Origin of the sequence: Dokdonella sp., from assembly GCF_036518555.1 — a bacterium.
In the GTDB taxonomy this organism is placed as follows: Bacteria; Pseudomonadota; Gammaproteobacteria; order Xanthomonadales; family Rhodanobacteraceae; genus Dokdonella_A.
In genome coordinates, this window is the sequence record NZ_DATDMY010000135.1 from 1 (window position 1) to 12,319 (window position 12,319).

Here is a 12,319-nt window from a genome sequence, read left to right on the forward strand (position 1 = left end):
CGCTCGAGCTCGAGCGCGGCCTCCGCCGCGTGGCGGCGCTCGTCGAGTATCCCGGTGTGCGTCTCGACGTGTTCGCGCAGCGCCGCGTGCTCGGTCTCGAGCGCGGCGAGCGCGCGGGCGAGTTCGTCGATGTTGGCCGCGCGGCGCTCGGCGTCGAGCGCGGCATGGCGCTGGTCGGCGGCGAGGCACTGCTTGTCGAGGTAGTCCAGGCGCGTGCGTTCGACCTCGGCCGCCTGCCCGGCCTGCGACGTCGCGAGCGTGTGCCGGTCCCACTGCGCCTGCCATTCCGACAGCTGCAGTTCGCTCGTACGGAGGGCTTCGGCGGCCGCTTCGTCGGCATCGCGCAGCGTTTCCAGTTGCGGGGTGGCGTCGGCGAGCAGCGCGCTCAGCTCCTCGAAGCGCTGGCGGTCGTTCTCGATGTGCTCGGCGAGCTCGGCATGCGCGCGCTCGGTTTCCTCGCGCGCGCGCTCGAGCTGCTCGGCGAGCTGCCTGCTGTGCTGGATCTGCTGCTCGACCCGCGCGATCTCCGCGCCGACCTTGTACACCTCGCCCTGCACGGCGTTCATGTGCTCGACCGCGGCGGCATGCCTCTCGCGGCCGGTCTCGAGCGCCGCCTCGGTGTGGCGCTGCTCGGCGAGCTGCTGCTCGATCGCGAGTTCGGCCTTGCGCAAGGCGCCCGACTGCCCGTCGACTTCGGCCTGCGCCGCGCGCAGCGAGAGCGCCTTGACCTCCGCCTCCTTCTTCTTCTGCTCTTCCTTGAGCTGCTGCCAGCGCTCGGCGGTGCGCGCCTGGCGCTTGAGGTGCTCGAGCTGCTTGTCGACCTCGTCGCGCACGTCGCGCACGCGATCGAGGTTCTCGCGCGTCGCCTTGATGCGGTTCTCGGTCTCCTTGCGGCGCTCCTTGTACTTGGAGATGCCCGCCGCCTCTTCCAGGTGGTTGCGCAACTGCTCGGGATCGGCCTCGACGATCTCGCTGATCATGCCCTGCTCGATGATCGAATAACTGCGCGGGCCGAGGCCGGTACCGAGGAACAGGTCGGTGATGTCGCGTCGACGGCAGCGCACGCCGTTGAGGAAATATTGCGACTGGCCGTCGCGACTGACCACGCGCTTGACCGAGATCTCGTTGTAGCTCGCGTATTCGCCGACGATGAGCCCGTCGGAGTTGTCGAACAGCAGCTCGACCATCGCGCTGCCGACCGGCTTGCGGCCGTTCGAACCGGAGAAGATCACGTCGGTGAGCGCGTCGCCGCGCAGGCGACTCGCCGCGCTTTCGCCCATGACCCAGCGGATCGCGTCGATGATGTTCGACTTGCCGCAGCCGTTCGGACCGACGACGCCGGTCATGTTGGTCGGCAGGTGCAAGGTGGTCGGGTCGACGAACGACTTGAATCCGGCCAGTTTGATCGTTGTCAGGCGCATCTAGCGGTTACCTCGGAAATCCATGGCGCGAGCGATCCGCTCGCGGACCTGCGGCCGGCGACTCGTCTCAGCCTTCGCCCGGCGCCCGCGCGTCGATCGCGAGCGCGTGGATGTCGGTCTGCATGAGGTCGCCGAGCGCGGCGTACACCGCGCGGTGGCGCGCGAGCGGTGCCTGGCCACTGAATGCGGCGCTCACGACGCGCACGCGGAAGTGTCCGCGACCGTCGCGCGCGCCCGCGTGCCCGACGTGGCGATGGCTTTCGTCGTCGACCGCCAGCTCGAGCGGTGCGAAAGCGGCGGCCAGGCGATCCCGGATGCGGTCCACGCGCGCACTCAAGGTGCCACCTTGCGGAATGGACGCACGCTCACCTGCGCGTACACGCCCGCGGCGACGTACGGGTCCGCATCGGCCCACGCCTGCGCCGCGGCGAGGTCCGCGAACTCGGCGACGATGAGGCTGCCGCTGAATCCGGCCGGCCCCGGATCCTCGGCGTCGATCGCCGGGAACGGGCCCGCGAGCAACAGTCGCCCTTCCTCGCGCAAGCGGTTGAGGCGTTCCAGATGAGCCGGGCGCGCCGAGAGCCGGCGCGCGAGGGAGTCGGGCACGTCGCTACCGACGATCGCATACCACATGAACGGGGCATCCTGCGGACAAAAGACTATGTTAGCCGATGCGCTGCGCGACACGCCGTCGACACCCGACGGTCACGGCATTTGCGCATCGGCGCATTTCCCCGTAGTCTAGGGCCGAATCGAGAGGGCGGAGCCCGCGCGCGCCGACGCGGAGCGTTCCCAGCCCACCTCCCGACCTTTTTTAGGATGGCCGACCTCCGGACCCCTCAGGATCCGGGCGTCCTTGTTGCAGGCCTTGCGCACCGGCGGCCGATTCGCCGCGCGTGCGGCCGCACGCCGTGATCGTTGCACGACCCGCCGCGCCGTGAGGCGCCGGAAGGCGTGGAATCGGGATCATCGATCGAGCATGAACCAGACCGCCGAACAGCCCAGCACAGACTCACCGGCCAGCACGTTCCCGCAGGTGCCGCAGCAGCAGGAGATCCCGCTCGCGGTCGTGCGCGGGCAACCCGTGCTCGAGATCCCGCAGGATCTCTACATCCCGCCGGACGCGCTCGAAGTGATCCTCGAGGCGTTCGAGGGACCGCTCGACCTGCTGCTGTACCTGATCCGCCGGCAGAATCTCGACATCCTCGACATCCCGATCGCCGAGATCACGCGCCAGTACGTCGACTACATCGAGATGATGCAGGAGATGAAGCTCGAACTCGCGGCCGAGTACCTCGTGATGGCCGCGATCCTCGCCGAGATCAAGTCGCGCCTGCTGCTGCCGCGTCCGCCGGCCGAGGAAGGCATCGAGGACGACCCGCGCGCCGAACTCGTGCGGCGCCTGCAGGAGTACGAGCGGTTCAAGAAGGCGGCCGAGGACATCGATGCGCTGCCGCGCCAGGATCGCGACTTCGTGCCCGCGCACGTCGTCGTCGACGACCGCAACGTGATCCGCCTGCCGCCGCCGGTCGAACTGCGCGAGCTGCTGCTCGCGCTCAAGGACGTCATGAAGCGGGCCGAGCTGTACGGCCACCATGCGATCCAGCGCGAGGCGCTGAACGTGCGCAGTCGCATGAGCGACGTGCTGAACGCGCTCGGCGACGGCGAGTTCCACCGTTTCGAGAAGCTGTTCGACGCGAGCGAAGGCCGACGCGGGGTGGTCGTGACCTTCCTGGCGATGCTCGAACTCGCCAAGGAGCAGCTCATCGAGATCGTGCAGGAAGCGTCGCTCGCGCCGATCTACGTCAAGTCCCTCGCGACCGCCGACGGTGCGGGCGCGTCCGACGGGTCGCCGAACGAGGCGCCGTCGGCCGAGGGCGAGCCCGCGACCCTCGCGTCCTGAACCGGACGCAGGCGTAATTCCCGCGGTCGAAGCGACCGCCTTCCGACAGCATACGAACTCCTGTACCGATGGAACTGCAGCCACTCAAACGCATCATCGAGGCCGCCCTGCTCGCCTCCGCGCAGCCACTGTCGCTGCCGCAGCTGTCGGGTCTGTTCGACGAATTCGAGATGCCCTCGCACGAGGAACTCGCGAAGGCGGTCGAGGAACTCATGACCGACGCCGAGGGGCGCGGCATCGAACTGGTCGAGGTCGCGTCCGGCTTCCGCTACCAGGTCCGCGGCGACGTGCATGCACACGTGTGCAAGCTGTGGAGCGAACGCCAGACGCGCTATTCGCGCGCGCTGCTCGAGACCCTGTCGCTGATCGCGTACCGCCAGCCGATCACGCGCGCGGAAATCGAGCAGATCCGCGGCGTCGCGGTGTCGACCAACATCGTGCGCACGCTCGAGGAGCGCGAGTGGGTGCGCGTCGTCGGCTACCGCGACCTGCCCGGCAAACCCGCGCTGTTCGGCACCACCAAGCAGTTCCTCGACTATTTCAACCTCAAGTCGCTCGACGAGCTGCCGCCGCTGGGCGAGTTGCGCGACATCGAGGAGCTCGATCCCCAGCTCGCGCTCGACGAGCCCCGCGGGGCGATCGCCGTGCAGGTCGTGGTCGTCGAGTCGGACGAGGCGCCGGAGCGGGACGCCGACCAAGCACCCATCGCCGAGTTGGCCGACGCGCGACGCGCCGAGGCCGATGCGGAACCCGTTGACAACCGCGAAGCGCCGACCGACGGCGACGCACACGAAGACACCCCGGAATCCATCGCATGACCACCTCCAACCGCGCCATCCTCAAACTCAAACGTCCGGCCGAATCCGCCGATGCCCCCGCGGTCGAAGAACGCCTGCACAAGGTGCTCGCCAACGCCGGCCTCGGCTCGCGCCGCATGCTCGAGGCTCGCATCGAAGCCGGGGAGGTGCAGCTCAACGGCGCGGTCGCGACGCTCGGCCAGAGCGTGCGCAGCGGCGATCGCGTCGAGATGGATGGCAAGCGCTTCGTCGTCGTCGCCGACAACGCCGAACACGCGCAGGTCCTGCTCTACAACAAGCCCGACGGCGTCGTCGCCACGCGCGACGATCCCGAGGGCCGGCCGACCGTGTTCGAACAGCTGCCGCAGCTCAAGGGCGCACGCTGGATCGCAGTCGGTCGCCTCGACATCAACACGACCGGCCTGTTGTTGCTGACGACCGACGGCGACCTCGCCAACACGCTCATGCATCCACGTTCGGAGATCGAGCGCGAATACATCTGCCGCGTGCACGGCGAAGTACCCGACGAAGTGCTGGAGCGACTGCGCACGGGCATCGAGCTCGAGGACGGTCCGGCGCACTTCGAAGAGATCGGCGTGATCAGCCGAGGCGCGAGCCATTCGTGGTTCCGCGTCGTGTTGCGCGAGGGACGCAACCGGGAAGTGCGCCGCATGTGGGAATCGCAGGGCCTGCTCGTCAGCCGCCTCAAGCGCATCCGCTACGGCACGATCGAACTCCCGCGCGGCCTGCTGCGTGGCCAGTCGACCGAACTCGACGCCGGCCAGGTCGCCGCACTGCGCGAGCGGTGCGGCGTCGGCACGCCTGAACCGCGGCTCACGCTCGCACCGGTGATCGGCCAGCGCCGCGCGACGCCGACCGAATTCCGGCCACCGAAGGCGCAGCAGGGCTGGACCGGCGCGCGTGCGGACGAAGCGCGGGAATTCGCCGCGTTCGACCGCCTCCGCGACGACGGCTGGCGCGGAGCGGCCAAGCCGCGCAAGGCGCGCGGTGGTGGTGCCGGTCGCAAGGGACGCCCCGGCGCACAGGACTCGCAGACGCAGGGCCAGCGCCCCGCACGTGGACCGCGGCAAGGGCAGCGCCCGGGCCAGGGCCCGCGGCCGGGCCAAGGGCAAGGCCAGCAACGCCAGGGTCAGGGACAACGCCAGGGCCAGGGCCGTCGCGGCCAGGGGCCGGCGCAGGGTCAGAACCAGGGCCACGATGCGCCGCGTGCCGCCTGGGCCGCCGAACCGGGCCTCAGCCCGGCCGTGCTGCGCAGCTGGTTCCCGGAATCGGCACCGGGCAGCAAACGGCGTGGCGCGCGACCGGGCATGGAGCAGCCATACCATTCCGGCCAGTTCCATCCGCAGGGGCGCGACGATCGCCACGGCAACCGCGCGGCACCGAAGGACGCTACCCGCGGTCCGCGTCCGCAGCGCAGCGGTTCACCCGGCAACTCGGTGCACGACCTTCCCTACGGCCATCCCGATTCGCGCTCGCCGCACGGCGGCCCGCGCCGGGGCGGTGGCGCGCCCGGCAACTCGACGAATGATGCGGGCAACCGCGCACCGGGGGGCAACCGCGCGCCGGGTGGCAACCGCCCGCCCGGTGGCAACCGCGGACGCGGCGGCGGTCGCGGTGGTCCGCGCTCCCGCTGAAGCCTTCAAACCTCGCGCATCGAGGTGCGGCGCCGGACATGCCGCGCGCCAGCCGTTGCGCGCACCTGCGCAAGAAATGAAAAAGGCGGGCGAAAGCCCGCCTTTTTCGTTTCCCGCAAACCGCGCTCAGTCGAGCTTGAGCGACTTGCGGTTGCTGTCGCGGCGCTTCTGCTCCTTCGCGTCGAATTCCGACTCGCAGCTGCCGCGCTTGACCATCACGCAATCGAGATAATCGCTGATCTCGACGAGTGCGGCGCCGATCGCCTTGCCCGCCGGCGTATTCGACTCGTGCGCGAGGTCGCCGCCGAAGCCACCGCGGAACACGCCCACGCTCACGCCGCCACCCGAGCTGCGACCTTCGATCGCGCGCGAGAAATCGACTTCGCCCGTGGTCGCGTTGACGACGCGCACGTCGATGCGGATGTATGCCTCGGACTTCTTGCCGCCGAGCGAAATGCCCTTGAAGCTGATGCCACCGCCGGTGCTCGCGGTGTTCTCTTCATACGCCGTGACCGTGCCGAACACGAGATAGTCGGCGCCCGTCACCTGCCCCATCTTCGCGCCGGTGCCCGCGCGCACGCGGCCGGACGCAGCGAGGTTCTGCTCCTCGAGCACCTTCTCGAGCTTGGAACGCTCGACGATGCGGAAATCGCCGGTGCTCGACAGCTCGTTCGAGAGCATGCCCGACAGTTCCCAGCCCACGCCGCCGCGCCACCATCCGGCTGCCGATTCGTTCTTGAACTCGGCGACGCCGATCGACGGCTTGTTGGCCGCGACCGCGGCACCGCTGGCGACCACGCCGGCAAGGCAAAGCAGCACCGCACAAAACGACTTGCTCATCTCTCTCACTCCCATGAATGGAACCCCGATGCCCCCGTCCAGCAGGCCGCCCCCGACACAGGCTTGGGCCGCCGGCGCTGCAGCTGGCCGGCATCCCGCGTCGCCGTAACGATTGAAGGCATTCTAGCAAACGACTTTCGGCGCCAGCTCGGACACGTTCGGCGAACCGGGGTGGAACTGGTTCACGCCACGAACGTGATGCGGGCTGCACCCGACGATGGAAAAAGGCCATCCCGGGGACTGCGCGGCGGGGAGAACGCGCAGGCGGGATGGCCGGGGGAAACGAGTCCGGCGGGTTCGACGCTCCGCGCGGGATTGCCCGTCGCGACCGGCAGGCTCGGTGCCGGCCATCGCGGAAGCTGCCGGCGAACATGCGCCGGCGTAGTCATCCCCAGGCGTCGCGCGGGTCGCCGCCGGCGTGCCGTCAGAAGCCGGGCGGCGCATCGAAGCCATTGGCGAAGATGCGATCCGGGTCGCCGAACAGGCGCAACAGCGCGAAGTCGTGCGGCGCGACGTTTGGATGCGAGGTGTAGCCGCCGGCGAGGATGTCGCCGGAAATTTCGACCGCGACCGCATACGCGCCGTCCTCGACCGTGGACACCTGCGCGACCTTGAGGCCCTGCTCGCCGAACGTCGTGTCGACGGTGCCGTCGGCGTTCCAGCGGCCCACGAAGAAGTCCTGGTGCGCCGCACCGGTCGCGCGGTTCGTCGCCGAACCCGCGGCGACGATCCGGCCGTTACCCTGCAGCGCGAGCGCCATCGCGATGTCCTCGTCGGCACCGCCGCTGAACTTGATCAGCGAACGGCCGTTCTGGCCGAACGTGGTGTCGAGCGCGCCGTTCGCGTTGAAGCGCATGACTGCCATGCCGCGATCGTTGCCTTCGCCGACGACGACGATGTGGCCGTCGGCGGTCAGGCGGGCCGCCGCCAGCATGTAGAGGCCGCTGAATACGCCGCCGCTGTTGGCCGCCTGGAAGGTCACCCGACCGGTGCCGTTGAACGTCGTGTCGATCGCGCCGTCCGCGGTGAGCCGGGCGAGGAACGAGGTGTTGCGCCCGGAGGTATAGCCGCCGACGACGATGCGGTCGTCCGCACCGAGATTGCCGGCCTGGTCGAGCGCGATCGTGCTGAGCGTGTCGCCCGCCGCGCCGAAGAACGGCGCGAGCACGACGTAGCCCTGCCCGGCCGCGAACGTGGTGTCGAGCACGCCCTCGGCCGTGAAGCGCGCGACCGCGACCTGGCCGTACCAGAAGCCGTCGTGGAACACGCGCGTGATGCCGGCCAGCACGATCTTGCCGTTGCGCTGCACGGCCATCGCGTAGGGATTGTCGTGGATGTCGACGCCGCCGATGTCGAGGCGCACGTAGCCCCTGCGCGCGGTGCCAGCGTCGGGCTCACCGAACGTCGTATCGAGCGAGCCGTCGGCCTTCAGCTTGACCACGCCGTAGTCCGAGTGCGAGGAGGTCGAGAGCGTGCCGCCGACGAGCACGCTGTTGTCGGACAGGACGCGCACCGCACGACCTTCGTCCGATGCGCCGTCGACGTCGAGGTGGAACAACCCACCCGTGCCGAAGCTCGGGTCCAGCGCTCCGTTCGGGAGGTAGCGCGCGACCGCGACGTTCTCGCTGCCGCCGTCGCCGCTCGCGTTCGCCCCGACCACCTTGCCGGTCGCGACGAAACGGCCGTCGCGCATCGGTGCGACGGCGAAGATCCGCTCGTCGGTGCCGAAGAAATCGTTGGTGACGAAGCCGCCTTGGCCGAACCCGCCGTCGATATCGCCCGGGTGCGCCGCGGATGCGGCCCCCGCGGTGCAGGCGAATGCGAGCAGCGTCGCGCCGAAGCGACGCAGGCATGCGGCGGAACGAGTGGAGACCGCGGCGCTGCCGGCCTCATGTCGATGCCGGACGTTCGGCATTCGGTTGCGAGTACACTTCATCTTCCATCTCCCGTTTCGGATTCAGTGGCCGTTCGCGCGACGGCGGTCGTCCGCGCTGTGGCATTCACCGGATCAATACGGGGCGGTGCGGGATTTCCTATCATCGGCGCGAGCGACGTGCGGGACAGGCGCATGAACGAACCCTACGCAGCGAACGACGGGCAGGAGCAACAGGCGGTCACGCGGCTCCTGCACGCATGGAACGACGGCGACGCGTCGGCGGCGGAGCGCCTGACCGAACTCGTCTACGCGCAGGTGCGTGCGATCGCGGGCAAGCACCTGCGCCAGTTCGGCGGCCGCATGACCCTGCAGCCGACGGAGCTCGCGCACGAACTGTTCCTGCGCCTCATGAACGCGGACGTCGCATGGCAGGACCGCCGCCACTTCTACGGCGTGGTCAGCGTCGCCATGCGCCGCATCCTCGTCGACGCCGCGCGCGCGCGGGGGGCCGAACGCCGCGGCGGCGGCGAGGTGCACGTGACGCTGTCGGCTGCGGACGAGGCGCCGGGCGAGGACGCGCAGGGCGAGGCGTTCGCGCTCGAGGAAGCACTCGCGGCACTGCGCCAGATCGATGCGCGCAAGTGCGAGGTGATCGAACTCAACTACCTGCTCGGCCTCAAGCGCGAGGAAATCGCCGAGGTGATCGGCGTGTCGGTGCCGACGGTCGACCGCGAGCTGAGATTCGCGCGGGCCTGGCTCAAGCAGAAGCTCGCTGCATGAGCGGTGATCCGCGCTGGGAGCGCCTGCAGGAACTGTTCGATGGGTTGCTCGCACGCCCGCCGGCGACGCGAGAGGCGTGGCTCGCCGATGTCGAACCCGATGCGGATCTGCGCGCCGAGGCGCTCGCGCTCGTCGCAGCCGAAGGCGACGGCGAGGACGGCATCACGCGCCAGTTGCGGGAAGCGGCGGCGCGCGCTGCGACGGTGCCCGCGAGCGGTCGACAGCTCGGACCCTACCGCCTCACGGGCGAGATCGGCAGCGGCGGCATGGGCACGGTGTTCCTCGCCGAGCGCGTCGACCAGCATTTCGACCAGCGCGTCGCGATCAAGCTGCTGCGCGGCCTGCCCACGCGCGATTCGACCGAGCGCATGCGCCGCGAACGGCAGATACTCGCCGACCTCAGCCATCCGCACATCGCGCGCCTGCTCGACGGCGGCACCACCGCGGACGGCCAGCCGTACCTCGTCATGGAATACGTCGACGGCGTGCCGCTGAACGAATTCTGCCGCGCGCGCGACCTTCCACTGCGCGAGCGCCTGCAACTGTTGCTGAAGATCTGCAGCGCCGTGCAGTACGCGCACCAGCGCCTCGTCATCCATCGCGACCTCAAGCCCGCCAACGTCCTCGTGCGCGGCGACGGTGAGCCGGTGCTGCTCGATTTCGGCATCGCCAAGCTGCTCGGCGAGACCGGCGGCACCGCGCAGCAGACCGGGCTGCCGTGGTTCACCCCCGCCTACGCGAGTCCCGAGCAACGAAAGGGCCACCCCGTGAGCACGGCGACCGACGTGCACGGCCTCGGGTTGCTGCTCTACGAGACGATCAGCGATTGCGTGCCGAGCCGCGACGAGACGGGCCGGCTGCCTCCGCCGAGCCGCGTCGCGAAGCGTCGGCTGCCTCCCGAGCTCGATCTCATCGTCGCCAAGGCCACGCACGTCGAACCGGAGCGCCGTTACGTCTCGGCGTCCGCGCTCGCCGACGACGTCACGCGCTACCTGCGCGGCCGGCCCGTGCATGCCGCGCCGGACCGGATGCACTACCGGATCGCCAAATTCGTCAGCCGCCATCGCCTCGCGACCCTCGCAGGCGTCGCCGCGATCGCGCTCGCGGCATGGTTCACCTGGCGCCTCGCCAACGAACGCGATCGCGCGTTGCGCGCCGAGGCACTCGCGCGGCAGCAGTCGGCGACCGCGAACAGCGTCGTCGATTACCTCGTCGCGCTGTTCCATTCGGCCTCGCCGGAGGAAGCGGGCACGCGACCGATCGCCCCGCGCGACCTCGTCGACCGCGGCCGGCGGGAGATCGACGCGCGTCTCGCCGAAGCGCCGCAGCAGCGAGCACGCCTGCTCGGCGCGTTCGGCAAGATCTATCTCGAACTCGGTTTGCCCGACGACGCCGCCGACAGCCTCCTGCGGGCGGCCGAGCTCGAGCGCAGCCACGGTACGCCGCGCCAGCGCGCCGCGTACCTCGCCGACCAGGGCTTCGCGCTCAATCTCGCCGAACGGCCCGGCTCGGCGGAGCCGGTGCTGCGCGAAGCGATCGCAACCCTCGGCACGGTCGCGCCCGAGGATCGCAAGCTCGCGGCCGACATCCTTTCCACGCTTGGCCTCTCGCAGGCGCGCAACGGCGACGCATCGGGCGGCGTCGCGAGTGCGCAGCGCGCGCTCGAGTACGCGGCCGCCGCGGAAGGCAAGGACAGCGTGACGTATGCGCAGTGCCTGTATGCGCTCGCCGAAACCGAAATGCGCAGCGGTCGTTTCGACGACGCCGAGCGCGACGCCCGGCTCAGCATCGAGACGATGCGACAGCGCCTCCCCGACGATGCGGACGAGGTGATCCAGGCGAAGGGTTTCCTGACCGAAGTGTACGAACAGCAGGGCCGCTACGCCGATGGCGAGCGCCTGCTGCGCGAAATGCTCCAGACGCGCCTGCGCACGCTCGATCCCGGCAGCGCATGGGCGGTCACGGCGCGCAACAACCTCGCCCAGGCGATACAGCTGCAAGGCCGGATCGTCGAAGCGACCGCGCTGCTGCAGGAGAACGTCGATCTCATGCGCGCGAACCACCAGGAACGCACGCCATCGTATTCGATCGGGCTCAACAACCTCGCGAGCCTGCTCGAACAGGCGGGCGACTACGCGACCTCGCTCGCGATGTTCCGCGAGGTGCTCGACAACGCGCTCAAGCAGTCGACCGAGACCGACGATCCGCGCCTGCCGATCTACCGCCAGAACCTCGGCCGCAGCCTCATGCTCAACGGCAAACTCGACGCCGCACGCGTGATGCTCGACATGCCGATCGAAGGCAATGCCGACTCGATGGACCTGCGCATCGAGCGCGCGCGCCGCTTCGCCCATCTGGGGGACTGGATGCGCCGCAGCCATCGCTACGACGAAGCATTGTCCTACCTCGACCAGTCTTCGGCCGCTTTCGCCGCACTCTACCCGCCGACGCACGCGCGACAGGGTTCGATCGCGCGCTTGCGCGGCCTCGTGCAGCGAGATCGCGGCCATCTCGGCGAGGCGGAGTCGGAGCTGCGCCGTGCTGTCGAGATCCTTTCCCGGAGCGCGGGCCCGCAGGCCAATTCGACCATCGATGCGGAGCTGGAACTCGCCGACGTGCTCGTCGTGCGAGGACAACGCGAGGAGGCGCGCGCGCTGTACGACGCGGTCGCCCCGCTGCTCGCGACGCGCTTCGTCGACGGCTCGGCGACGCGCCGCCGGCAGGCCGAACTCGGCCGCAAGCTCGGCGCAACGGTCGCTACGCGCGAGTGACGAGGTCGGCGTAAGCCGGGTGGCGCTGGATCCATGCCGACGCGTAGGAGCAGGCCGGCACGACGCGCCAACCCTCGCGCCGCGCGGTTTCGAAGGCCGACTTGACCAGTTCGCCGGCGATGCCGCGCCCACCGACCTGGACGGGCACGCCGGTGTGCGTGATCGTCATCACGCCGTCGCGCAGGTCGTACTCGAGTACGCACGACACGCCATCGACGACGGTCTCGAAGCGGCGCTGCGCCGCGTTGTGCTCGATATCCACGAAAGTGTCCTCGC

Annotated in this window: 11 protein-coding genes; 5 read left to right on the plus strand and 6 right to left on the minus strand. The window is 69.8% G+C overall.

Going from position 1 to position 12,319, the window contains the following annotated elements:
- From VI238_RS08170 to VI238_RS08180, 3 genes are all read right to left on the minus strand, one after another.
- A partial coding sequence (locus VI238_RS08170; RefSeq protein ID WP_331650276.1) for a chromosome segregation SMC family protein occupies window positions 1-1,421 on the minus strand: 1,421 nt, incomplete at its 3' end.
- A 67-nt stretch (window positions 1,422-1,488) separates the two neighbouring features.
- The gene (locus tag VI238_RS08175; RefSeq protein ID WP_331650278.1) at window positions 1,489-1,758 is read right to left on the minus strand and encodes a BolA family protein; all 270 of its coding nucleotides are present in this window, start codon (window positions 1,756-1,758) and stop codon (window positions 1,489-1,491) included.
- Window positions 1,755-2,054 (minus strand): YciI family protein, encoded by a 300-nt coding sequence (locus VI238_RS08180; RefSeq protein WP_331650280.1) that lies wholly within the window; start codon window positions 2,052-2,054, stop codon window positions 1,755-1,757. The genes VI238_RS08175 and VI238_RS08180 overlap by 4 nt, the downstream gene beginning before the upstream one ends.
- 346 nt (window positions 2,055-2,400) lie before the next feature.
- Here VI238_RS08180 and VI238_RS08185 point away from each other — a divergent pair, with 346 nt between their 5' ends.
- The 3 genes from VI238_RS08185 (at window position 2,401) to rluB (ending at window position 5,776) form a co-directional block, all read left to right on the plus strand.
- A complete protein-coding gene (locus VI238_RS08185; RefSeq protein WP_331650282.1) occupies window positions 2,401-3,324 on the plus strand; it encodes a ScpA family protein in 924 nt (307 codons plus the stop codon).
- A gap of 68 nt (window positions 3,325-3,392) precedes the next feature.
- Window positions 3,393-4,142: an SMC-Scp complex subunit ScpB gene (scpB, locus tag VI238_RS08190; protein WP_331650284.1), complete on the plus strand. Its 750-nt coding sequence runs from the start codon at window positions 3,393-3,395 to the stop codon at window positions 4,140-4,142.
- The gene (gene rluB / locus VI238_RS08195) at window positions 4,139-5,776 is read left to right on the plus strand and encodes a 23S rRNA pseudouridine(2605) synthase RluB (protein ID WP_331650286.1); all 1,638 of its coding nucleotides are present in this window, start codon (window positions 4,139-4,141) and stop codon (window positions 5,774-5,776) included. Before scpB ends, rluB begins: the two co-directional genes overlap by 4 nt.
- Window positions 5,777-5,902: 126 nt before the next feature.
- Here the strand turns inward: rluB and VI238_RS08200 are convergent, their stop codons facing one another.
- Together VI238_RS08200 and VI238_RS08205 are read right to left on the minus strand one after the other, a co-directional pair.
- Window positions 5,903-6,616: a CsgG/HfaB family protein gene (locus VI238_RS08200; protein WP_331650288.1), complete on the minus strand. Its 714-nt coding sequence runs from the start codon at window positions 6,614-6,616 to the stop codon at window positions 5,903-5,905.
- Between the two features lie 424 nt (window positions 6,617-7,040).
- Window positions 7,041-8,552 carry a hypothetical protein gene (locus VI238_RS08205; protein WP_331650290.1) on the minus strand — a complete coding sequence of 504 codons (1,512 nt, stop codon included), beginning with the start codon at window positions 8,550-8,552 and terminating at the stop codon, window positions 7,041-7,043.
- Between the two features lie 132 nt (window positions 8,553-8,684).
- On the opposite strand from VI238_RS08205, the gene VI238_RS08210 reads away from it, so the two are divergent.
- Together VI238_RS08210 and VI238_RS08215 are read left to right on the plus strand one after the other, a co-directional pair.
- Window positions 8,685-9,272, plus strand: coding sequence for an ECF-type sigma factor (locus VI238_RS08210; protein WP_331650293.1), 588 nt, complete (start codon window positions 8,685-8,687; stop codon window positions 9,270-9,272).
- Window positions 9,269-12,043, plus strand: coding sequence for a protein kinase domain-containing protein (locus VI238_RS08215; RefSeq protein ID WP_331650295.1), 2,775 nt, complete (start codon window positions 9,269-9,271; stop codon window positions 12,041-12,043). Before VI238_RS08210 ends, VI238_RS08215 begins: the two co-directional genes overlap by 4 nt.
- On the opposite strand, the gene VI238_RS08220 is transcribed toward VI238_RS08215, so the two are convergent.
- The gene (locus VI238_RS08220; protein WP_414650039.1) at window positions 12,030-12,305 is read right to left on the minus strand and encodes a GNAT family N-acetyltransferase; all 276 of its coding nucleotides are present in this window, start codon (window positions 12,303-12,305) and stop codon (window positions 12,030-12,032) included. The two genes, VI238_RS08215 and VI238_RS08220, sit on opposite strands and share 14 nt — an antisense overlap.
- Window positions 12,306-12,319: the final 14 nt, after the last annotated feature.

Excerpts from the sequence above, each read along its gene's own strand:
- VI238_RS08200 (WP_331650288.1), bottom strand. The coding sequence starts at position 6,616 with ATGAGCAAGTCGTTTTGTGCGGTGCTGCTTTGCCTTGCCGGCGTGGTC.
- VI238_RS08205 (WP_331650290.1), bottom strand. The coding sequence starts at position 8,552 with ATGAAGTGTACTCGCAACCGAATGCCGAACGTCCGGCATCGACATGAG.
- VI238_RS08180 (WP_331650280.1), bottom strand. The coding sequence starts at position 2,054 with ATGTGGTATGCGATCGTCGGTAGCGACGTGCCCGACTCCCTCGCGCGC.
- rluB (WP_331650286.1), top strand. The coding sequence starts at position 4,139 with ATGACCACCTCCAACCGCGCCATCCTCAAACTCAAACGTCCGGCCGAA.
- scpB (WP_331650284.1), top strand. The coding sequence starts at position 3,393 with ATGGAACTGCAGCCACTCAAACGCATCATCGAGGCCGCCCTGCTCGCC.
- VI238_RS08185 (WP_331650282.1), top strand. The coding sequence starts at position 2,401 with ATGAACCAGACCGCCGAACAGCCCAGCACAGACTCACCGGCCAGCACG.
- VI238_RS08210 (WP_331650293.1), top strand. The coding sequence starts at position 8,685 with ATGAACGAACCCTACGCAGCGAACGACGGGCAGGAGCAACAGGCGGTC.
- VI238_RS08215 (WP_331650295.1), top strand. The coding sequence starts at position 9,269 with ATGAGCGGTGATCCGCGCTGGGAGCGCCTGCAGGAACTGTTCGATGGG.